Origin of the sequence: Nannocystis sp. (assembly GCF_016714285.1) — a bacterium.
GTDB lineage: Bacteria > Myxococcota_A > Polyangia > Nannocystales > Nannocystaceae > Nannocystis.
On record NZ_JADJNN010000004.1, the window covers coordinates 445,640 to 467,157 of the forward strand.

General features: G+C 73.6%; 19 protein-coding genes. 5 read left to right on the forward strand and 14 right to left on the reverse strand.

The features are described 5' to 3' along the window. Window positions 1-21 precede the first annotated feature (21 nt). A complete protein-coding gene (locus IPJ59_RS12850) occupies window positions 22-1,644 on the forward strand; it encodes a serine/threonine-protein kinase (RefSeq protein ID WP_293271863.1) in 1,623 nt (540 codons plus the stop codon). Between the two features lie 10 nt (window positions 1,645-1,654). Here the strand turns inward: IPJ59_RS12850 and IPJ59_RS12855 are convergent, their stop codons facing one another. Both IPJ59_RS12855 and IPJ59_RS12860 read right to left on the reverse strand, forming a co-directional pair. Next, window positions 1,655-2,158 carry a hypothetical protein gene (locus IPJ59_RS12855; protein WP_293271864.1) on the reverse strand — a complete coding sequence of 168 codons (504 nt, stop codon included), beginning with the start codon at window positions 2,156-2,158 and terminating at the stop codon, window positions 1,655-1,657. A gap of 101 nt (window positions 2,159-2,259) precedes the next feature. After that, on the reverse strand, window positions 2,260-2,967 hold the full coding sequence (locus tag IPJ59_RS12860; protein ID WP_293255329.1) for a 16S rRNA (uracil(1498)-N(3))-methyltransferase: 708 nt from the start codon (window positions 2,965-2,967) through the stop codon (window positions 2,260-2,262). Between the two features lie 204 nt (window positions 2,968-3,171). On the opposite strand from IPJ59_RS12860, the gene IPJ59_RS12865 reads away from it, so the two are divergent. Further along, a complete protein-coding gene (locus IPJ59_RS12865) occupies window positions 3,172-3,936 on the forward strand; it encodes a hypothetical protein (RefSeq protein WP_293271865.1) in 765 nt (254 codons plus the stop codon). A 60-nt stretch (window positions 3,937-3,996) separates the two neighbouring features. On the opposite strand, the gene IPJ59_RS12870 is transcribed toward IPJ59_RS12865, so the two are convergent. From IPJ59_RS12870 to IPJ59_RS12925, 12 genes are all read right to left on the reverse strand, one after another. Beyond that, a complete protein-coding gene (locus IPJ59_RS12870) occupies window positions 3,997-5,004 on the reverse strand; it encodes a hypothetical protein (RefSeq protein ID WP_293255323.1) in 1,008 nt (335 codons plus the stop codon). Between the two features lie 128 nt (window positions 5,005-5,132). Continuing rightward, a complete protein-coding gene (locus IPJ59_RS12875) occupies window positions 5,133-7,622 on the reverse strand; it encodes a sulfatase (protein ID WP_293271867.1) in 2,490 nt (829 codons plus the stop codon). After that, a complete protein-coding gene (locus IPJ59_RS12880) occupies window positions 7,619-10,900 on the reverse strand; it encodes a PT domain-containing protein (RefSeq protein WP_293271868.1) in 3,282 nt (1,093 codons plus the stop codon). Before IPJ59_RS12880 ends, IPJ59_RS12875 begins: the two co-directional genes overlap by 4 nt. A gap of 13 nt (window positions 10,901-10,913) precedes the next feature. After that, entirely contained in the window at window positions 10,914-11,645 is a 732-nt protein-coding gene (locus IPJ59_RS12885; RefSeq protein ID WP_293271869.1) for a tetratricopeptide repeat protein, read from the reverse strand. A gap of 180 nt (window positions 11,646-11,825) precedes the next feature. After that, on the reverse strand, window positions 11,826-12,659 hold the full coding sequence (locus IPJ59_RS12890) for a PhnD/SsuA/transferrin family substrate-binding protein (RefSeq protein WP_293255308.1): 834 nt from the start codon (window positions 12,657-12,659) through the stop codon (window positions 11,826-11,828). A gap of 210 nt (window positions 12,660-12,869) precedes the next feature. Beyond that, window positions 12,870-14,009, reverse strand: coding sequence for a KamA family radical SAM protein (locus IPJ59_RS12895; protein ID WP_293255305.1), 1,140 nt, complete (start codon window positions 14,007-14,009; stop codon window positions 12,870-12,872). Further along, a complete protein-coding gene (locus tag IPJ59_RS12900) occupies window positions 14,006-14,536 on the reverse strand; it encodes a hypothetical protein (protein WP_293271870.1) in 531 nt (176 codons plus the stop codon). Before IPJ59_RS12900 ends, IPJ59_RS12895 begins: the two co-directional genes overlap by 4 nt. Continuing rightward, on the reverse strand, window positions 14,529-15,179 hold the full coding sequence (locus IPJ59_RS12905; protein WP_293271871.1) for an RNA polymerase sigma factor: 651 nt from the start codon (window positions 15,177-15,179) through the stop codon (window positions 14,529-14,531). The genes IPJ59_RS12900 and IPJ59_RS12905 overlap by 8 nt, the downstream gene beginning before the upstream one ends. Next, complete coding sequence (locus IPJ59_RS12910; protein WP_293271873.1) at window positions 15,176-15,754, reverse strand: DUF6249 domain-containing protein; 579 nt, start codon at window positions 15,752-15,754, stop codon at window positions 15,176-15,178. Before IPJ59_RS12910 ends, IPJ59_RS12905 begins: the two co-directional genes overlap by 4 nt. A 109-nt stretch (window positions 15,755-15,863) precedes the next feature. Then, window positions 15,864-16,472 carry a hypothetical protein gene (locus IPJ59_RS12915; protein ID WP_293271875.1) on the reverse strand — a complete coding sequence of 203 codons (609 nt, stop codon included), beginning with the start codon at window positions 16,470-16,472 and terminating at the stop codon, window positions 15,864-15,866. 2 nt (window positions 16,473-16,474) lie between these two features. After that, complete coding sequence (locus tag IPJ59_RS12920; protein WP_293271877.1) at window positions 16,475-17,665, reverse strand: DUF4215 domain-containing protein; 1,191 nt, start codon at window positions 17,663-17,665, stop codon at window positions 16,475-16,477. Window positions 17,666-17,737: 72 nt separating this feature from the next. Beyond that, window positions 17,738-18,355: a hypothetical protein gene (locus IPJ59_RS12925; RefSeq protein ID WP_293255288.1), complete on the reverse strand. Its 618-nt coding sequence runs from the start codon at window positions 18,353-18,355 to the stop codon at window positions 17,738-17,740. A gap of 90 nt (window positions 18,356-18,445) precedes the next feature. On the opposite strand from IPJ59_RS12925, the gene IPJ59_RS12930 reads away from it, so the two are divergent. The 3 genes from IPJ59_RS12930 to cdd are packed head-to-tail and all read left to right on the forward strand — an operon-like array spanning window position 18,446 to window position 21,517. Then, on the forward strand, window positions 18,446-19,654 hold the full coding sequence (locus IPJ59_RS12930) for a hypothetical protein (protein ID WP_293271878.1): 1,209 nt from the start codon (window positions 18,446-18,448) through the stop codon (window positions 19,652-19,654). 53 nt (window positions 19,655-19,707) lie between these two features. After that, window positions 19,708-21,117 carry a protein phosphatase 2C domain-containing protein gene (locus tag IPJ59_RS12935; RefSeq protein ID WP_293271880.1) on the forward strand — a complete coding sequence of 470 codons (1,410 nt, stop codon included), beginning with the start codon at window positions 19,708-19,710 and terminating at the stop codon, window positions 21,115-21,117. Continuing rightward, on the forward strand, window positions 21,104-21,517 hold the full coding sequence (gene cdd / locus IPJ59_RS12940; protein WP_293255279.1) for a cytidine deaminase: 414 nt from the start codon (window positions 21,104-21,106) through the stop codon (window positions 21,515-21,517). Before IPJ59_RS12935 ends, cdd begins: the two co-directional genes overlap by 14 nt. Window position 21,518: the final 1 nt, after the last annotated feature.

Below are 21,518 nucleotides of genomic sequence, written 5' to 3' on the forward strand. Positions count from 1 at the left end.
GGTATACCCGAGGACATCGGGATGGAACGCAGCGGGCACATGCTCGACCAGCGCTATCGCCTGGGCCGCCTGCTCGGGCAAGGCGGGATGGCCTGCGTGTACCTCGGCGAGGACACCCGGCTCGGCAAGGCGGTCGCGGTCAAGGTCCTGAACCACGAGTACGCGCTGCAGCCGAAGGTGGTGCAGCGCTTCTCGCAGGAGGCGCGGGCCATCTCGCGGGTGCGCCACGCCAACGTCGTCGACGTCACCGACCACGGGGTCACGCCGGACGGCACCGTGTACCTGGTGATGGAGCTGCTCGACGGCGAGGACCTGTCGGCCACGCTCGAGCGCGAGGGGCCGCTGCCATGGTCGCGGCTGGGGCCGATCGCGCTGCAGATCTGCGCCGCGCTGGCGACGGTGCACCGCGCTGGCATCGTCCACCGCGACGTCAAGCCGTCCAACTGCTTCCGCGTGCGCGTCGCGGGCAACCCCGACGTCATCAAGGTCCTCGACTTCGGCATCGCCAAGGTGCTCGAGGGGCCGGCGGCGCCAGGCGCCCCGCAGTCGACCACCGGCTCGCTGCTCGGCACACCCGAGTACATGGCGCCCGAGCTGCCGAAGGGGCTGCGTGCCGACGCGCGCGTCGACATCTACTCGCTGGGCGTGCTGCTCTACAAGCTGCTCACCGGCAGCGCGCCGTTCACCGGCGAGGGCTACATGGCGGTGCTGACCCGGCACATGTTCGACCCGGTCGAGCCGCCGCGCGAGCGCGCCCCGGAGCGGGCGATCACGCCGGAGGTCGAGGCGATCGTGCTGCGCGCGCTGGCCAAGGAGCGGGACGACCGCTGGCCCAGCATGGTCGCCCTCGCCGACGCGATCGCGGCGAGCTTGCCCGGACAGCCCTCGGCCCGCGCCTGGCTCGAGGGCTCGCGCGACGCCCCCGCGGGGGCCCCCGCGGCCCCTGCGGCAGGTGAGGCGCCAGATCCCGCGCCAGCGCTGGTGCGCGAGCTCCCTGTCGACCTCGCCCACGCCGACACCAGCCCGCGCCACGGCCCGGAGACACTGGCCCAGCGCCGCTGGCCGCGGGTCCCGCTGCGCACGGCGCTGCTGGCTGGCGGGGCGGCGCTGGCCGTGTTCGCGGCGCTGCGGCTGTGGCTCGGGCCCGACGCCGAGCCGTCGGACGCGGGGCGAACTGCGAGGACGAGCGGGCCCGCCGGCGTGACTCCGGTGGAACGAAGGTCCCCCGCGAAGCTGTCCCCGGGGACAGCTTCGGCAGACAATCAGGATCTGTCCCCAGGGACAGCCTCCGCAGATCGCCCGGGCCTGTCCCCAGAGACAGCCTCCGCAGATCGCCCGGGCCTGTCCCCAGAGACAGCCTCCGCAGGCCCTGCCGCGCTCGACGTGGCGGCGTGTCAGGCGGTGCTGCGGCCGCTGGCGGAGCGGCTGCGCGGCTGCGCCAGCGCGGGCGGGCCGGACGATGAGGAGGCCGGCGGCTTCGAGCTGCAGCTGCAACTCGGGCCGTATGGGCGCGCGACCCTGGTGGAGGCCGCGCCTGGCTCGCGCAAGATCGGCGGCGAGGCGCTGACCTGTATGCGAGTGCTGATCGCCATGCAGAGCTTCCCGAGCAGCCAGGCCGGCGGCTCGTTTCGCATGCGTTTCTAGCTCGCCCGGCTCACTCGGGCTGCTGCGGGGGCCGTTTGGGCACGCGCACGCCGAGCTCGCCGAGCATGGCCTTCATGCGGATGTTGGCGTCCTCGAGCGCTTGCCGATCCTCCGCGCTGTTCTCCGCGTCGAGGGTGGCCGAGAAGGCCGCGAAGGCGTCGTTGGTGTTGCGGTAGATCTGCTCGCGGCGGGCCCGGGGCACCCGCTTGCCGGCGTCGGCGAGCGACTCTAGGGTCTGCATCATCGACTCGAAGCTCTCCTCGGCGGCCCGGCGGGCGGCCGCAGGCGGGAGCTTCAGATCGGGCTCGGGCGGCGGGAGCAGCACGCGCTGGAGGGCGTCGGCGACGCTGCGCTCGGGGTCGTCGCGGACCGATCGCTCGCCCGCGATGGGACTCTGGGCGGCGCCCGCTGCAGGTCGGACCGGCGCAGGTCCGGGGCCCGGCATGACCGCGATCGCGTAACCCGCGAGGCCGAGGGCCACGGCGCCGAGGCCGATGAGGACGCGGGGCTGCATGTGCCGGGAGGGTGGCGCAGGCGCGTCGGCGAATCAACCCTCGCGCTCAGGCCAGGCGCGCGAGCAGGGCTGGGCCGACCCGCGGCGCCGAGGCGCCGCGCTCAGGCCAGGCGCGCGAGCAGGGCCACCACCGCGGTCTCGACGCGGAGGATCCGCGGGCCGAGATCGATGCTGGTGCCGAGCTCGGCCAGGCGCGCGACCTCGGCGGGGAGGAAGCCGCCCTCGGGGCCGACGACCAGGGTGATCGGGCCCGCGACGGCGCGCGGGCAGGCGACCGCGCCGGGCCCGGGGTGGGCGATGAGTACCTGTCCTTCGGGCAAGGTCGGCCAGACCTCGGCGAGGAAGCGGTGGAAGGGCTGCGGGTGGACCTCGACGGCGGGCAACACGGTGTCGCGGGCCTGCTCGAGGCCGAGGCGCAGCTCCTCGCCGATGCCCGGCGGCTGCGCGGCGGAGGCGGTGAAGAAGCTCGGCTCGACGCGGGCGCAGCGGAAGCAGACGAAGCGCTTGACGCCCATCGCGGTGGCCTGCTGCAGGACCTTGCGCAGCGAGTGCGGCCGCGGCAGCGCGAGCACCAGGGTGAGCGCCAGCGGCGGCGGCGGGTCGTCGTGCAGCGAGACCGCGAGCTCGAGGGTGGCGTCGTCGAGGGCGAGCACGGTGCCGCGGCCGACGCGGCCGCCGACGAGGCCGACGCGGAGGCTGTCGCCGACGGCCGCGCGGTGGACCTGCTGCACGTGGGCGCGTCGCCGGTCGCGCAGGACGACGCGGTCGGTCGCGACAAAGTCGGAGGGGTCGAGGAGGATGAGGTTCATCGCGGCGCCGGGCCGGCGAGTATAGCCAGCGCTGGCGGGTCGCGCTGAGCTGGCTTTGGGGACAGGTGATCGCGGTCGGGTTGAGTTGGCTTTGCGGACGGATGATCGTGGCCGCGTTGAGCTGGCTTTGCCGACAGATGATCGCGGCAGGACGAGCTGGGCGCGGTGAGGGAATCGCGGGTCCGGGTCGTGCGTTCGTGCGGCATGCGATTCGTGCTGTTGTTGCTGCTGCTCGCCGGCTGCGCCGAGTCTCCCGCCGCCGCCGCGACGCTGCCGGCCGCCGTGGCGGCGCCGCACGACGCGGCGGCCTACGAGGCGGCGCTGGCGGGCATCGAGGCGCGCCGGCTGGCGCTGGCGCGCCGGCTGAAGGCCGCGGACAGCGGGGCCGGGCGGGCGGCGGTGCTGGCCGACGCGCGGGTCGCCGCGCTGGCGGCGATGCGCGAGGTGGTGCTGCCGGCGTGGCTGGGGATGGCGTGGGGGCTCGGGCCGAACAGCACGCCGACGCGACCGCACGAGCCGGGCACGGTGATCGCGTGCGGCTACTTCGTGTCGAGCGCGCTGGAGAACCTCGGGCTGCGCCTGGGCACCCGCTTTCGCTTCGCCCAGGCGCCGGCGCTGCACGCCCAGCGCTCGCTGGCGCCGGCGGCCCGCGACCTGTACGTGTTCTTCAGCATCCCGGGCGACGATCTGGCGCGCAAGATCGCCGGGCTCGGCGAGGGGCTCTACATCATCGGCCTCAACAATCACATCGGCTTCGTCGACGTGCGCGGCGAGGAGGTGCGCATCATCCACGCCAGCTACACCGGCGAGCAGGTCGTCAGCGACGAGCCGCTGGCGAGCGCCGAGGTGATCGCCAACTCGCGCGCGGCCGGGTACTTCGTCACGCCGCTGCTGCAGGACGACCGCCTCGTCGAACGCTGGCTGCGCGGCGAGACGGTGCCCCTGCAGACGCTCGGTCCGCGACCCTGAAGCGACGCGCCGCCTGCGAGGCCCACCCTCGCACACCGCCGTCGCGGCCGCGGCCTGCGATCAGCCGACCTGGCGCTGCTGCTGCTGCTGCTGCTGGCGCTGGATGTACGCGAGGGTCGTGGCGATCTGGAAGCCGAGCAGGCGGCCGACCCAGGGCAGGGTCTCGGCGGACTCGCTGCTGCGCAGCTCGCCGGCGAGGGCCAGCACCTGGGCGGCGGGCTCGTCGTGACCGTTGAGCCACAGGCCGCTGGCGGCATCCTCGAGCAGGTTGGCGACGATGCCCTGGAGCGCCTCGCGGACGACGGTGTCGCCGGCGACGGCGGACATCAGGGCGTCGTAGCGATCGGACTCGGGGGTCTCGGCGCTCATGTTGGGGTGGGCGTCGTTGACCTTCTTGAGCGTCGGCTCGACGTCGAAGAGGGGCGGCCAGGCGAGCGCGCGGGCGGCCATCAGCGGGGCCTCGACGTTGTCGCGGGCGCCCTTGAAGTCGGTCGCCAGCTGAAGGAAGCAGGGCGGGCGCGCGGCGGGGGCCGGGCCGAGGTGGACCAGCATGTCGTCGAGCTGGTTCGGGACGCCAAAGCCGGAGGAGAGGGTCTGCTCGCGGGCCCAGCGGATGCGGGCGCGGGCCCACTCGGCGGGGACGCGGCGGCCCTTGAAGTCGCGCTCCCACTCGCGGGTGAGGCGGGTGCGCTGGCCGTCGGTCTGGACGTAGGCGGTGAAGTTGGCGACGCGGTCGTGGCCGGTGAGGGCGGCGACCCAGAGGAAGCCGCGGCCCTCGGCCCGCGGGGCGGCGAGCATGAAGTTGGTGAGGCCGGGGCTCGAGGTCGGGTCGAGCATCGCCACCTCGGCCTGGTCGCGCTGGGCCTCGGGGTCAGGGGCGACCCAGCTGCGCGCCGCGCTGGCGGCGGGGATCGCCACGCCCTTGCTGCGCAGCGCGTGGATCGCCTTGCGCGCCGACTTGCGGACCTCGCGATCCTCGTGGTCGTGGAGGGCGACAAGGGCGGTCGCGTCCCGGGCGGCGACGAGGCCGGGGATCGACTGGAGGATCTGGGCGGAGCTGTGGGCCATGGCGGCCGCAGCCTTACCGCACGATCGCCGCGGCCGACAAGGGGCCTCGGGCGGCGATGGCGATTGCGTTCGGTGGCCAGCCCTCAATGCCGTGGTCGACGGCGATGGCGATCCGGTGGCGGCCGGCCTCACATGCCGTGGTCGACGGCGAAGGCGGGGCGCAGGTCGGCGCCGGTGCCCCAGCGGGCCCGCTTCCAGGTCTGCCCGGGCGCCGCCAGCTCCCAGGCCAGCGCGCTGCGGACGATGCGGAGGCCGACGCCGCCGCTGCCGAGGCGGTCGACCTGCTCGCCGGGGTCGAGGCCGAGGTCGTAGAAGCGCTGGCTGTCGCGGCCGCTGCCGAGGATGAGCTTGAGGTCGCCGACGATCGCCGCGCGCGAGCCGTCGCCGAGGTAGGCGACGACCAGGCGGGGCGGGGGTTGGGGGTCGTCGATCACGGGGACCAGGGTGTCGCCCTGCCAGGCCGCGGGGAAGGGCAGGCCGAGCAGGTCGGCGAGGGTCGGCGCGAGGTCGAGGAGGTCGACCGGGGCGGAGACGCGGCCGGGGGCCAGCAGCGCGGGGGCGCGGATCGCCAGCGGCACCCGCAGGCTCTCCTCGTGGAGGGTGAAGCCGTGGCCGACGCTGCCGTGCTCGAAGAACTCCTCGCCGTGCACGCCGACGAGCACGACGATCGCCTCGTCGAGGCTGCCGTCCGCCTCGAGCGCGTCGAGCAGCTGGCCGAGGGCCGCGTCGACGCGCTGCAGCTCGCCGCGGTAGAGGCGGCGCAGGTAGTCGCGCTGGGCCGCGTCGGGGACGATCGCGCCGGTGCGCACGCGGCCGAGCCACAGGTGGGTGAGGTGCGGCAGCGGGGCGCCCTCGGGCGGGAGCAGGCCGGCGAGCAGCTCGCGCGGCGGGTCGTAGGGGGCCTGCGGGTCGACCAGGTCGGCGTAGACGAAGCGCGGCGGACGGGCGCCGCGGCCCGCCAATACCGCGGCGATCACGGCCTCTGCGTCGTTGCCCGCACCTGTCCCACGGGACAGGCTGACGCTGGCGTCGAAGCCCTGGGTCAGCCCGCGCTCGCCGCTCAGGTCGGGGTTGGCGGCGACGACGAGGCCGTGGTAGCCGGCGCGGTCGAGCAGCTCGGGGAGCAGCTGCTGGCCGGCGGCGACGTAGGTGCCACCCACGGTCGCGTGCACCGGCGGGGCCATGGCCGAGAGCAGGGCGCTGTGGCTCGGGACGGCCCAGGGGGCGCAGGCGTAGGCGCGTTCGAACACGAGGGCCGAGTGGCTGAGGCGCTCGACGGCGGCGAAGCGGGGGCCGCGGAGGAGCACGCCGAGGAGGTCGTCGGGGCGGGCGCCCTCGACGGCGAAGATGTAGAGGTCACGCAGCTTGCGGCTGCGGTGGTCGACCGGGGTCGACCTGCGGGCGATCAGATCGAGGGCGCGGAGCCGGGCGCCGGCGCCCTCCCCTGCCCCGCCGACGGCGATCTCGAGGCGCAGCGGGACCCCGCCGTAGCCGGACAGGTCGAGCTCGTGGCGGGCGCCGGTCGGGCGCAGCGGCTCCTCGAGCAGGGCGGTCGGCGGGCGCCCCTCGCGGTGGTCGGCGTCGCTGCTGACGCGCACGCGCAGGCTGCCGCGGCCGCGGATGTCGAGGCGCAGGCGGCCGCGTCGGGGCGGCTGCACGTAGTAGACGAGGGCTGTCCCCGGGGACAGGTCGAGGGCGAGCTCATCGGAGTCGCCACGGACGGGGGTGACGGCGGTGACGGCGGTGACGGTGGTGGCGACGGTGGTGGCGACGGCGGTGGCGACGGTGTAGCTCGGCGCGCTGCGGGCCGGACCGGCGACGATGACCGCGCGCGGGCCGAGCTCGACGCGCTGGATCGCCGCGGTCGCCTGGCCGCCGCCGGCCGGGCGGGCGAAGTGCAGGCGCAGGCGGTTCTCGCCGGGCTTCACGGCGGCGGCCGGCAACGAGAAGGTGCGGCGCTCCCACAGCTCGCCGACCTGCAGGTGCGCGAGCGGCAGCTCGTTCCACAGCACGGTCATCGCCTGCCCGGGACGCAGCGCCCGCAGGGTCAGCGCCAGCGCGAGGCCAGGCTGGTCGCCGACGTCCGGGTGGAGCGCGGGGGCGAGGTCGCCGTCGAGCGGGAGCGAGAGGCTGCCGCCGGCGCCGACGATCAGGCCCGTGCGCGCGTCGCCCAGATCTTGCGCGAGGCGCCACGGTGAGGTGGGCACAAGCTCGAGCACGGCCCGCGCGCTGGCCCGGCCGAGGTCCACGACCAGGCGATCGTCGGCGAAGCTCAGCGCGCTCGGGCGCTGGGCGAGCAGGTCCTGCCAGCGGTCGGCGGCCTCGATGCGGGCGACCGGCGCGAGCGAGGGCGGAGCGGCAGGCGCCGGCTCCGGGCTCGGCGTGCCGGGCACCGGCGTTGCGTTCGGGAGCGCCGGCGCCGGCGCGCTGCAGGCGGCGAGGACCAGGCTGACCGGGAGGACATGTCGCGTGAGCCAGGTCGAGATCGGCTGTCTCGGAGGACAGGTCGGGCGCGCGGGGCCGGGCTGGCCCGTGAGACAGGTTGTGGGCGCAGCAGGCGGCTGTCCCGGAGGACAGGATCTGCGCCCCGGCTGCTGCGGCGCGCCGCCCACGGTCACTGGCCCTTGATCTCGCGCGGGGCGCGGGCGGGCTCGCGGACGAGGCCGAAGACGAGGGCGAGGAGCTCGTCCTCGCCGGGCACCATCGCCTCGCTGCGCTCGCCGGCGGCGTCGAGGCCGGCGAGCAGGAGGTCGACGACGACGTCGCGGCGGACCGGGTCGCGGCGGGCGAGCTCGGCGAGGAGCAGGCGCAGGGCCTCCACGCGGGCCGCGGGCTCGCCAGTGGTGGCGACGGCGATGGCGCTGCGCAGGCGCTGCTGCGGATCGGCGTGGTGACGGGCCAGCTCGAGGCGGACCGGCTGGAGCTGGTCGACAGGGACGAAGCCCAGCGCCGCCGCGGGGAGCTCCGGGGCGGCGTCTCCGGGGCCCGCGAGCACGGCGAGCCCCGCCGCGAGCTCGGCCGGGGCGAGCGGCGAGCTGGACAGCGGCTCGGCGGCGCCTCCGAGCGCGCGCTCGAGGCGGGCCGCGGCGGCGGGGTGCTGACGCTGGAGCGCGGGCTCGGGCCACAGCGCGGCGCGGATCAGCAGCGCCGCGTGGAGGTCGACCCAGGCGTACTCGGAGAGCGCGGCGGCCAGATCGTCGCGCGCCTGCCAGCGACGCGCCGGGGGCTCCGCCTCGAGGTAGCTCTCGACGCTGCGCAGCAGCGCCTCGCGGCCGACATCGGACTCGCGCACGGCCCAGGCGTCGTTGGCGTCGCGCAGGGCCCGGACCATCAGGGCCAGGCGCAGCGGCGCGGCGTCGCGGGCGGGCACGTGCATGAGGCTCTGGCGCAGGGCGAGCAGCTGATAGTGGCGCGCGTCGACCCGCGCCGCGAGGCGAGCGGCGCGGCCCCACACCGCGACGGGGTCGCTCGCGGCGCCCGCCGCCGCGATCAGCATCTGTTCGGCCTGGTCGCGGCGGCCGAGGCCGAGGGCCAGCTCGGCCTGCAGCGTCAGCACGCCGCCCGCGATCTCCTGCGGGACGTGGATCAGCTCGTCGGCGAGCGCGGTCGCGGCGACGCGGTGATCGCCGGCATAGAACAGCGGCCCGGCGATCCGCCCGGCGCACGCGAGCGTGGGGTCGGCCTCGACGGCGCGGCGCAGGGACTCGCCCGCGCCGCTGCTCGCGGTCGGGGGCTGCCCGTTTGGTTGAGTCGATGGCTGACCCATGGCTGCGATGGCTGGGGGGGGGGCCGGGGGGGGGGCGGGGGGGGGGGCCGATGCTTGACCCGATGCTTGGCCCGATGCTTGACCCGATGCTTGACCCGACGGCGGACCCGATGCTTGACCCGATGGCTGACCCGACGGCTGACCCGATGCCTGCCCTCCGGCCTGTCCCTTGAGACCTGTCCCGGCAGACAGGCGATGCGAGCGCGTGAGCTCGTCGCGGATCTGCGCGAGCGCCTCGGGCAGCGGTCCCCGGGCGTCGGCTGCGAGCAGCTCGGGGAGCTCGGGGCAGCCGCTGCCCGCGCTGAGGTTGTGCCCCGGCAAATGATCGCGGGCGAGGGCGAGGTCGCGGACGCGGGCCTCCTCGGCGAGCAGCCACGCCTCACCCAGCACCTGACGCACCGCGACGCGGTCCCGCGGGCCTTCGCCGCCGCAGCCGCCCTCGCAGGCCGCCGCGGACAGCAAGATCGCGGCCCCCGCGGCCCGGCCGAGCTCGGAGGTGGTCTCGCCGGGCACCGCCGCTGCGACGGCCAGCGCGGCCCAGGGCTGACCAGCCGCGAGGTAGCGGCGGCCCTCCGCGCGGGCCAGCGCCTCCGCGTCGGCGAGGCCCTGCGCGTGCGCCTCGGCCAGTGCGAAGCGAGCGATCTCGAGGGCCTGATCGTCGTGGCCGCCGAGCGCCCGCAGACGCGCGAGCAGCAGCAGCTTGGGCAGGCTGCCGGCGTCGACGCGGCGGCGCGCGGACCACAGCGAGGGCACAGGCACGGCGAGCTGGGTCGGCGCGAAGCCGGGGCCACGCGCGGGCTCGGGGAGCTCGGGCGCGCCGTCCTGCGCGCCGGGATTGGACCTGGTCTTTGAGTCAGCTCGCGAAGCTCCCGCGGCTGACCTGGTCTTTGGGTCAGCTCGCGAAGCTCCCGCGGCTGACCTGGTCTTTGGGTCAGCTCGCGAAGCCGCCGCGCTGGAGCTCGAGCGCTGCGCTTCGCGGGCGGGGTCCTCGAGCAGGGGTGGCGAGCCCGAAGCTGGCGGAGATCCGGCGCCGACGCCGAGGCCGGCGGTCAGCGCGAGCTCGGCGCTCGCGAGATCGCCGATCAGCACGAAGACCCGCCAGCTCATCGCCGCGGCCTCGGGGTCGGCGTCGAAGAGCTCGAGCAGCTTGACCACCAGGCTCGCGGTCGAGCGGGTGGCGTCGCCGCCGGGCAGCTCGTAGTCGGGGCCGAGCTGGGCGAGGCGCATGCGGGCGTAGGTCTGGAGCGCCGGGGCCAGCGTGCTAACGGCGTCGTGGATGCTCGCGGGCGAGGACTCGCCGATCCACGCGCGTAGCTCGTCGTGGGTGACGATGTCGAGGCCGAGCTCGCCCTGCAGCTCGGCGCCGAGGAGCGTGGCGACGTCGCCGGCCGCGAGCTGGACGCGCAGGCGCCGAGCCGCGCTGCGCAAGGGACCCGGACCGGCGCCGCGGGCCACCGCGAGCTCCGCGGAGAGCGTGCGCTGCTCGGCGTCGCTGGCGGGGGCCCGGCACGCGCCGTCCTTGCAACCGACGAGCGTGCGCTGGGCCCGGGCCTGACGCTTCGCGGCGGCGACGATCTCGAGGTGCAGGGCGCGGTCGGAGGCCTCGATCGCGGCCGCGTCGGGACCGCGCGGCTGCGGGCAGATCACGGCGATCCGGCGCATGTCGAGGTCGGCCGCCAGAGCCTCGCCCTGGGCCAGGTAGCGGGCAGCACGGTCGCGGAAGAGGGCGCACACGTCGTCGCGGCCGCGCAGAACATCGACCTCGAGGCTGGCGGCGCGGGCATAGTGGGCCGCCGCGACGCCGCGCAGGCCCTCGCGCAGCTCGAGGTCGGCGAGGGCGACCAGCGAGGCCAGCTCGGCGCCGGTGCGAAAGTCGCGGAGCAGCACGGCGCGGGCCTCCTCGACGCGGCCGAGCGCCACCAGCGAGCTGGCCCACGCGCGAGCCGCCTTGCGTCGCGGCAAGTAGCGGGCGCTGGCGGCCCGCTGCACGACCTCCTCGTGCTGACCCGCAGCGTTCAGGCGCGGCAGCTGATGGTTGCAGGCGAGCAGCGCGACGAGCACAGCGGCCACCCCAAGACCGAGACCGCGGCTGCGACTCGTGCGGGGCTGGCTGGGCTCGCGGGTCGCCACGGTGGTCTCCCTATCAGCCGGCCGGCACCGCCGCGGACCCAGGCCCAGGCCCAGGTGCAGGTGCAGGTGCGGGCGCGGCCGCTGGCGCTACGGGAGCACAGCTGAGCTCGCCGACACCGGGCAGCAGCTTGGCGAGCAGACGAGCGTCGCCGGCCGCGAGCGTGGCCGCGTGCTGCTGGACCACGCAGAGGTGCTCCTTGGCCGGCTCGGGGTCGTTGAGGGCGATGTACGCCTCGGCGAGACGCAGACGCCCGAGCACGCGATCGGGGTGGGCCTTCACCTCGGCCTCGAGCAGCTCGAGGCCCGTCTCGGAGTCGCCGTGCGCGACCAGGCTCGGCGGCGCGAGCACGTAGAGCGTGCCGAGCATGCGGGTCGCGGCGCCCTCGCGATAGTCAGGATCCGCGGCACGCACGCGACGGGCGTAATCCTCGGTCTCGGTGACGAGGCCCAGCGCCTGCAAGCCGCGGTTCTCGGCGAGGCGCCCCGCGACGGCCGCGCGCGCGAAGTAATAGTCCGTGTTGGTCTCGGCGCGCTGGACCACGAGGGCGTACGCGTCCTCGCGGTCCTGCTTGCTGTCCTTCTGGGCGTCGATCAACCGCTCGAGCTGCTCGTAGACCTCGATCGCGGTCTTCGTGCTGGCGAAGCTGGGGTTGTTCAGATCGCCGCCGTGGGGCTTGCAACCCGGGCCGGCGAGCGTTGCAACGAGGCCGGCAGCGAAGACTGCGACGAGGAATGAACGACGCATGCCGCCCCCTCATACCACGCCCCGCACGCGCTGTCGCGGCGCCGCGACCACCGCAAACGATCCCGCCGACGACCCCGCCAACGATGCCAACCGCGATGCCAGCCGCGGTGAGACGCCCACCGAACGCGCGAGGGGCCGACGCGTACGTCGACCCCTCGTGAGCCCGCGGGGCGCTGCGCCTCACTTGCCGTAGGCGTCGATGACGCTCTGGTAGTCGCCGCTGCCCGCCGCGCTGAGGTCCTTGATGCCGACCTCGCCGCAGGCAGCCTTGCCCTCGCCGCTGCACACCTTGGCGAGCGCGCCCTTGAAGGTCGCACGCTCGGCGGCCGGGGCCGACGGGAACGCGACGACCACCATCGGCGGGAGCTTGTCGGACTTCCACACCGACTTGAGCGCCGCGCCGCCCTCGATCTTGCTGAGCTCGGCGTACTGAGCGTCGTCGATGAGGGCGCACTCGGCCTCGCCGGCGATCACCTTCTTGATCGTCTGCACCGGGCGGGTGGTGACGACCATGGTGAAGTCGGCGAGCGCGAACTTGCCGCCCGCGACGACCTTCTCGACGAAGCGAAGATCGCCGGCGTGGTTGCTGGCGAGGGTCTTGCCCTTGCAGCCGGCGAGGTCCGTCGCGGTCTTGCTGACGATGTGATACTCGCGGCCGCCGGCCTGACTGACCTCGGCCTTGCCGACCACCTCGAGGCGATGCTTGCCGCGCAGGCCCAGGAAGGCGCCCAGCGACATGATGCCGTAGTGGGGGTCGTCGCCGTGGATGACGACTTCGGCGGCCTCGCGGGTGGTCGCGTACTTGCCGACCGCGCCGGCCCAGCCGTTGGCCTTGCCCGCGGCGGCCACCAGCTTGTCGACGAAGGGCTGGGCCTGCGCCGCCGAACCGACGCCCTGCTCCTTGATGACCAGGACATGGACCGTGTCACCGGCCTGCGCTGGACCGGCAGCGAGGGCGAGGCACGGGAGGACAGCGGCGAGGCAGAGGGCACGGTGAATTCGTGAAGATCGCACTTGGAGGTCTCCTGGGCGGCCTTGGACGCCCGATGCCCTGAAGTATGCACGGGTCGCGGGTCCCGCCGAATAAAGCGGATGGGCTCAGCGATGCCTTGGAGGGGCGATCGGAGCCATTTTGTGGCGATGGACGTGATGCACCGCAAGCCAGGCCGCGGGCGCCGCACTGGCAGATTCGCCGCCAAACGCCGCCTGTGTGGCGCAGGCGGGTTAGCTCTCGGGCAGGGGCGAGTCGACGTAGGTGAACTCACGGCCCTCGCCGTTGCGGAACACCATGCGCGTGCCCTCGCGACGGACGAGGCGCTCCGGGACGAGCGTGACCTTGCCGCCGCCGCCGGGCAGATCGACGACGAGCTGCGGGACGCCGAGGCCGCTGACCCGGCCACGCAGCGCGTCGAGGATCTCCACCCCGGCCTGCACCGGCGTGCGCAGGTGCGCGGTGCCGCCGACCGGGTCGCACTGGAGGATATAGTACGGTCGGCAGCGCTGGCGCAGCAGCCAGCGGTTGAGCGTCTCGACGACCTCCGGGTCGTCGTTGATGCCGCGCAGCAGGACCATCTGATTGCCGACGGCGAAGCCGGCGTCGGCGAGGCGGTTCAGCGCCAGCGCGGCCTCGGCGGTGCACTCGCGCGGGTGGTTGAAGTGGGTGTTGACGAAGATCGGGTGGAAGGGGCGCAACGCCTCGAGCAGCGCCGGTGTGATCCGCTGCGGCAGGGTGACCGGGTTGCGCGTGCACAGGCGGAGGATCTCCACGCTCGGGATGCTGCGCAGGTCGGCGACGATCTCGACCAGGCGCGCGTCGCTGAGGCTCAGCGGATCGCCGCCCGAGATCAGCACGTCCTTGATCGCGGGGGTGCGGCGCACGTAGTCGAGGGCCAGCGCGAGGGCGGCGCGGTCGGGGCTCGAGGTCGCGTCGCCGACCTTGCGCTGACGCGTGCAGTGGCGGCAGTACACCGGGCAGTTGTGGGTGACGTAGAGCAGCGCGCGGTCCGGGTAGCGATGCGAGAGGCCAGGGACCGGGCTGTGCTCCTCCTCGGCGAGCGGGTCGGCGAGGTCCCACGGGGTGGTGATCGTCTCGTCGATGTGCGGCACGGCCTGGCGGCGCACCGGGCAGCGGGGGCCCTGCGCGAGCGACAGGTAGTAGGGGGTGATCGCGAAGGGGAAGGCGTCGGCGCGGGCGAGGATGCCGGCGCGCTCGTCGGCCGAGAGATCGACGAGGCCCTCGAGCTCGGCGAGCGTGGTGACGCGGTTGCGCATCTGCCAGCGCCAGTCGCTCCACTGCTCGTCAGGGATGGCGGCCCAACGCGGGTGGCGTGGCGTGTGCTCGGGGGCCGTTCGCGGGTCGGTCATGCAGGCGGCGTAGTATGCCGCCGCCAGGGCACGAACGCGACCGCGGCGACCAGGACCACGGCGCCGAAGATCACCGCCACGGCGCGCAGGCCGGCGCTGCCGCCATCGTCCGCGCCGACGACCTCGGCCAGCTGTCCGCTCCAGGTGCCGAGCGCCGCGACGCCGAGCAGCGGCGCGAGCATCAGGTAGGCGACGCCGGTGGCCAGCGCGTAGGCGAAGGCGAGGATGTAACTGCGGTACCGACGATCGAGTCCGGCGCCGGCGATCTGCACCGGCGCGGCAGCTCGCAGGACGCGGTCGGTGAACAGCGCGTCGCTCCGCTGGCGCACGCTGCCGAACAGCTCGATCTCCCGGTCGACGAAGCGGCGCAGCTCGTCGCGGCAGGCTGGTTCGGCGTCGACGAGGGCGCGCAGCTCGGTCGGCAGCCAGGTCGTGCCCTCGGGGTCGCGACGCAGCACGCCAGAGGCGATGTCGGCCTCCTCGAGGAAGCCGCGCAGGCGAGCGACCGATGCGGGCAGCTCAGCCATCGACCTCGGCCTCGCCGGCGACCGGCGCCGGGTCGCCCCAGCCGTGGAGGTGCTCGCGGAGCAGGCGCTTGGCGCGGTGCAGGTGGGTCTTCACCGTCCCGAGCGGGAGGTCGAGGATCTCGGCGATCTCGGGGTACGAGACGTCCTCGAGGTAGTAGAGCATGACAACGGCACGGTAGCGCTCGGGCAACGCGGCGATTGCCACGTCGAGGTCGCGGCGGAGATCGGAGCGTGAGGCGCTGAGCGCCGTCTCGGGCGCCATGGCCCCGGACTCGAAGCCCTCGGGCAAGGAGGCCAGCTCGCGGACCCGCGTGCGGTGGTTGAGGTAGACGTTGTAGGCGATGCGGTACAGCCAGGTCGAGAAGCGGGCCCGACCCTCGAAGCCGGCGAGGCCGCGGTAGGCCCGGAGGAACACCTCCTGGGCGAGGTCGTCGGCGAGGGTGCGGTCGCTGGCGAGGCGCAGCAAGAGCCCGCGGACCTTGCCCTGGTGGCGGCGCAGCAGCTCGGCGAAGGCGCGGTCACCCTCGCTGTGACTGGCGCGGGCGACCAGATCCTCGTCGCTACAGTCGGCGAGGGAGGGCGCCTTGACGGTGCGGCCGAAGCCGAACCATGTCAGCGCGGCGGTTGCAGTCAGCTTGCTCATGGGACCTTCTTCCCTCGTACCGCGCAGGCGTACGAGACCAGGTAGCCGAGGCCGATAAACCCGGGGATGAGCCCCGCGGGTCCGAGACCTTGCACGCCGTTCGACCACCCGCTCGCGGCGAGCGACGCCACCAGGAGTCCCAGGCCGGTGAACACCAGCACGATGCCGCGGCGCAGGTCGTTGCCGGCCGCGGAGGGGAACAGCGCCGGCGGCGGGTTCATTCCCTTCTCGATGTACTGGCGTGCCAGCTCGAGCCGGTTCTGCTCGGTGCGCTGACGGATGCGGACCACCGCGATCACGCCGATCACCAGCAGCGACAAGAAGGCGACGTCCAGCACCAGCGAGCCGCCACTGTTACACGCGCCCGGGCTGCGCGAGGGATCGACGCCGCCCCAGAAGGCCCCGAGCAGGCCGGCGTCGGTGAGACAGCCGCGGATCGACCCGGCCACGCCCGAGACCAGATCGCTGAGGTGCAGGCCGCTCCACTCGAGGTCGAGGGCCAGCGTCGGCACGGCCGCGTGGGCTTCCGTCGCGGCGCCGAGGAAGGCGAACGCCGCCGAGGCGACAGCGAGCACGATCGAAGGGGTATATGGACCACAGCGCATAGGGGCAGCCAGCGTGGGACCCGGCGAGTCTCGCCGCGGTTTCACGGGCTGACAAGGTCGCTGCAGCCAGCTGGAAGCGCTACTGGGCGTGATCGGCGCGAAACCGGGCCCAGAGCGGAGAAAATTGCAGGTGAGCCCGCGGGCTCGCACCCGGGCCGGCCCCGACCCGGGCCAGACAGCGCTCGACCTCGGCGTAGGCAGCGGCGATCACGGCCTCGAGCTCAGCGCCGTGGGCCGCTACGATGCGATCGACGACGGCGAGGAAGCCGGGCTCATCGTCCTCGTGACCGAAGAAGACGCCCTGGATCCCGACCTGCTCGGCGAACCACGGGGCCTCGGCGGCGGGCTCGAGGTACGCGCAGGACACGACGCAGCAGGCCAGCTCCTCCCACAAGAACCGGCGCTGCGCCGGGTCGGCGAGGTCGAAGGGGATCTGACCGTAGTCGACGCCGTGGTCGTCGGCGAGGCGACCGAACTGCAGCACGTGGACGAGCTCGTGCAGCAGGTTGGGCAGGCCGGCGGCCTCGACGATGAACGGGGCACGACCGGGGTCGCCGTCGCGGCGGCTGCGGACCAGGTTGTCGTCCCGGGTGTGGATGACGACCTCGCCGCCCATGTCCTCGAGGACGCGCGCGGCGAGGGCCAGCAGCGGGTGCGCGGCGTCGGGGTGGCCGGCCTCGAGGTGCACGCCTACTTGATGCTCTTCACCCAGTTGATCAGCAAGCAGAGCTTGTCGTCGGCGAGCTTCATGCCACCGAGAGGCATCTGGCTGCCGCCGCCGCCCGGCGCGTTGGCCTGCTGGCCGTGGACCTTGTAGAGGAGGTAGCTCTCGTCGATCTTCCCGGGGGTGATCCGGTTCATGTCGGCGTTGGTCGCCTTCACGTTGACGGTCGCCGCCTTGAAGGTGGCCGCGTCGTTGAACTTGAGGCCGCCCGAGCCGCCGCCGTGGCAGCCGCAGTTGCCCATGATCGCACCCGCGAAGGCCGCGTCGATCCCGACCATCGCCTCGGCGCAATTGCCCGGCATCAGCGTCGGCCCGCCCTTGGGCTCGCACACGCCGCCCTTGCACGCGCCGCTCTGGCAGTCGTCATTGCCGCCGCAGGTCTGGCCGTCGACGCAGGGCCCGCAGCTGCCGCCGCAGTCGATGTCGGTCTCGTCGCCGTTCTTCAGCTTGTCGTCGCAGCCCGGGGCCACGCCGCCGAGGGTGCAGGCGTTGGTGCAGCCGTCGTCGTTGACGACGTTGCCGTCGTCGCACTCCTCGACCCCGGTGTGGACCACCTTGTCGCCGCACTTGGCGACCTGACAGGTGTTGAGGCAGTCGTCGCCGTCGATCTCGTTGCCGTCGTCGCAGGCTTCGCCGATCTGGGTCTGGCCGTCGCCGCAGCTGCTCGGCGCGCAGTCGTTGGCGCAGTCGTCGTCGTTGATGTCGTTGCCGTCGTCGCAGGTCTCGCCGGGGGCGAGGAAGCCGTCGCCGCAGGTCGCGAACTTGCAGCCGGCGACGCAGTCGTCCTGGTAATTGACGTTGGCGTCGTCGCACTCCTCCTTGCCCGCCTCGACCAGGCCGTCGCCGCAGTTGGCGTTCTTGCAGACGCTGGTGCACGCGCCCTGGTCGGAGTTCGCGGCTCCGGCGTCGCACTGCTCGTCGGGGTCGACGTTGCCGTCGCCGCAATTGGGGGGGACCTCGCCGGTCGGATCGCCGGTCGGATCGCCGCTGGGATCGCCGCTGGTCGGGTTGGCGGTGTCGTCGGTGGCTACGCCGCCCGTGCTGGCAGCGGAGTCGCTCACGCTGGCGCCGGTGCTGCCCGGTTCGGTGGTGGCTTCGTCGTCACCACAGGCGAACGGCAGGAGAACCACGGAGAGAGATAGTGCGAAGACGCGCATGCCGGCGAGGATGCCTGGACGGGCCGGGAGAGCAAGCGCGAAAATGCAAATGCCGGCCGATGCCGGGCGAATTCAAAAGCGCAGCGTGAGGCCCAGCGCGAAGCTCTGGCGGTCGGCCCGCACGCTGGCGGCGAGGCGCTTCTGCTGCCGCTTGCCGACGGTGAGCATGGCGATGCCGCCGCCCAGCAACAGCGCTCCGGGCACCACCAGCGCCGCCGTGGCCCGATTGCGGCCGCCCTCGGTGCAACCATTCCCGGCCGGGTCACCGAGTCGATTGCAATTCATCACCCCGGTCTCGGGGTTGTTGATCTTGGCCTGACTCATCGCTATCCCACCGATCGTGAGCACGACCCCGAGGGCCAGGAACACCGCCCCGCTGCGCACCCAGTGGCGGGCCCGGATCGCCTCGGGGCTGTCGACCAGCGGGTCGTACGGCACTTCGTCGGCGGCATCCTCTTCTTCGACGGGACCCTCGACGACATCAGGGGTCGTCGACGCGGGAACGGAGACGGGCGGCGAAACCGGTGCTGTCGGGGCGAGCTCGGACGGCGGCGAGAGATCGCTGCCTGATGGCTCCGTGGCGGCTGCCTCGCTGGCTTCGGTCCCTGCATAGTCGCGAGGCTGCGGGCTCGCCTCGGGGGGCGCGGCCAGAGCCAGGGCGATGGAGCTGCGCAGGATCAGGGCGAGCATCAGCGGCGCCAAGCTATCACACCGCCCCGACGAGCCGCGCCGGAACCCACCCTCTTGTCAGCGACCGGGGCTCCCGCCAAAGTGGGTCCCGTGCTCGCAGCCCTGCTCCTCGCGCTGCTGGCCGGCGCGCCCGCGTCGGCGCCCGACTGCAGCGCGGCGGCCGACCCCGGGCTCGGCCCGGTCGACGCCCCGCTCGAGCTGACGGTGTACCTCGACCCGCTGAGCCGCGACCCCGTGCCGCCGCTGGCGCTGTGGATCGAGCTGCGGCGCCTGGTCAGCGATCACCGGGGTTCGTTGCACGTGCGCATCGAGCCGGTCGCCACCGGCATGGTCCGTGACCCCAACACCCTGGCGCTGCTGCGCTGGTTCGTCGCCGCCAGCGAAGACGGCGCCCAGGAGGCCGCGCTGCGCCTGCTCGACCGCGACGGCCGCGATCGGCTGGCGCTGCGCCTGGCCCGGCCGGGGGGTGCCGCCGCCCTGGCAGCCGAGATCGGTCGACCCACCACCACCCGCCCGCAGCTGTGTCTGGAGCGCCGCCTCGAAGCCGCCCAGCTGGCGCTGAGAGTGCAGGTGCAGCGCGCCGGCGGATATCTCGGGCGACCACCGCTGTTCGTGCTCGGGGATCGCCTCGCCTTTGAGGACACCGTCGCGCTCGAGCGCGTCCGCGGTGAGGTCTCGCGTGAGCTCCAACGCCTGCACGCCGGCCGTCCCCTCCCCGGCCGCGGCAGCTGGCCGCCGTCACGGCCGGGGGTGAGCCTGCGGCTGATCCGGCCGCCGGCCGCCGCCGGCATGCTGGTGGGCGGGGTCGGCCTGCCGCACCGCCTCGTGCTGTTCGTCGAGCACGACGAGCATCCGAACCTCACCAACCTGGCCCCCGTGCTCGAGTACCGGCGCCAGCACCCGGGTCAGCTCGCGGTCCAGGTCATCGCCCGCGGCACGACCATGGCCGCCCGGCAGCTGCGCCTGCGCCTGTGCGCCGCGCAGAAGCTCGGGCTGGAGCTGGAGTACCTGCGCCGGCTCGCCCGCGACCCGATGACCCGGGGCCTGAGCGCTGCCGAGCCGATACCCCTGGCCGAGCGCCTCGACGAGGCCGCCGAGGCCCACAGTTGCGAGCAGGACGAGCCCGAGCTCGAGCCCGGACCCGCCGGGGCGCGCGGTCTGCCGGACGGCGTCTGGCTCGACGGGACCGCCGTCGGTCAGGGCGATCTCGAGGCGATCGGCGTGCGGATCGTCGGCTTGGAGGCCGCCCAGCGCCCGCTTGATGCCGTATTCTCGGCGGCGGCCCCCGCGGAGCTGTAACGCGGCGCTCCCACGAAGTCCCCCCGAAGCCCCCTGAAGCAGGTCGCACCACGATGGAGATCAAGCACTGGGCAGCCACCGACGTGGGACGTAAGCGGTCCCAGAACGAGGATAACTTCCTCATCGACAAGAACCTCAACCTCTACGTCGTCGCCGACGGCATGGGAGGTCACGCGTCCGGCGAAGTGGCCAGCGCGATCGCCGTGCACACGATCCGCGACGTCGTGTTCACCGAACGCGACCTGCTGAGCACCGCCGACGTCGATGGCACGGGCCAGATGGAGCTGGTGGCGCTGCTCGAGTACGCGGTCCACAGCGCCTCGGCACGCATCTTCCACAAGGCCCAGCAGGAGCCCGAGAAGCGCGGCATGGGCACCACCGTGGTGGCGCTGCTCACGATCGGCGCCCGCGGATTTATCGCCTACGTCGGTGACAGCCGCATCTACCTCAGCCGCAACGGCGTGGTCTACCCGCTGACGGAGGACCACAGCCTGATGAACGAGCTCATCCGCAGCGGCAAGGTCCGCGCCGACGAGTTCGCCGTCAGCCCCTACGCCAACTTCAAGAACGCGATGACGCGGGCGGTCGGCGTCTACGAGATGGTCGAGGTCGACATCCTCGACTTCGAGATCCTGCCCGGCGACGCGTTCCTGCTCTGCTCCGACGGCCTCTACGATTACCTCGACGACGCCGAGATCGCCAGCAACCTGGCCCTGACCAACATCGAGGAGATCCCCGGACGCTTCATCGATCTGGCCAACAGCCGCGGCGGCAAGGACAACATCACGGCGCTGGTCGTCCAGGTCTCGCACGACGAGAGCTCGGCCAGCCGCGCCGCCCAGCTCAACTTCACGGTCGAGACGCTGCGCCGGATCCCGCTGATGGACCAGCTCTCGTACCAGCAGCTGGTCAAGATCATGAACATCGCGCGCATGCAGCAGTGCCGGATCGGCGAGGTGCTGTGCCGCGAGGGCAGCAGCGGCGGCGACCTCTACGCCGTGCTCGAGGGCGCCGTCACCCTCTCGCGCGGCGGCACCACGATCGCCACGATCCACGCCGGCCAGTGCTTTGGCGAGACCGACCTCATCGCCGGCGACATCTCGCGCGCCACCGCGATCTCGGACAAGACCGGCAAGCTGCTGAAGATCGCCCGCCGCGACATCCTCGAGATCCTCCGCCGCGATCAGGCGCTCGCCTCCAAGCTGCTGTGGAACCTCGCCAGCGAGCTCGGCAAGCGCCTAGAGGACGCCCAGATCCAGCTGAGCAAGACCCTCGGCGAGGACAAGACCATGGTCGTCGACATCGACGAGGCGATGGACACCCCGGACAACGTCGAGGACACCAACCCCCGCGGCGTCGTCGTCATCCCCAAGCTCACCACATCGCGCCAGAAGACCACCGGCGAGCCCGAGATCGTCGAGGAGATCGACGACTTCGAGGACGTACTCGATGAAGGCGGCTGAGCCCCATCCCCGCGAGGCCGAGCTGCTGGCCGCGGCCGCCGAGGCCCGCGCGGGCGCGCTGTGCCCCTTCAGCAAGTTCCCCGTGGGCGCCGCGATCCTCGACGGCGCGGGTCGGGTGTGGACCGGCGCCAACGTCGAGAACGCCAGCTACACCCTCGGCCTCTGCGCCGAGCGGGTCGCCCTGTTCTACGCGCTGGCCCACGGCGCCCGCGACATCCAGCACGTGGCCATCGTCACCGGCGCCGCGGCGCCGAGCAGCCCCTGCGGCGCCTGCCGCCAGATCCTGTTCGAGTTCGCCGCCGCCGCGACCGTCTCGAGCGCAGTGCCGGATGGCCAGCTGCTGCGCACCAGCGTGCGCGAGCTGCTCCCCCACGGCTTCGACGCCTCGTCGCTGACCTAAG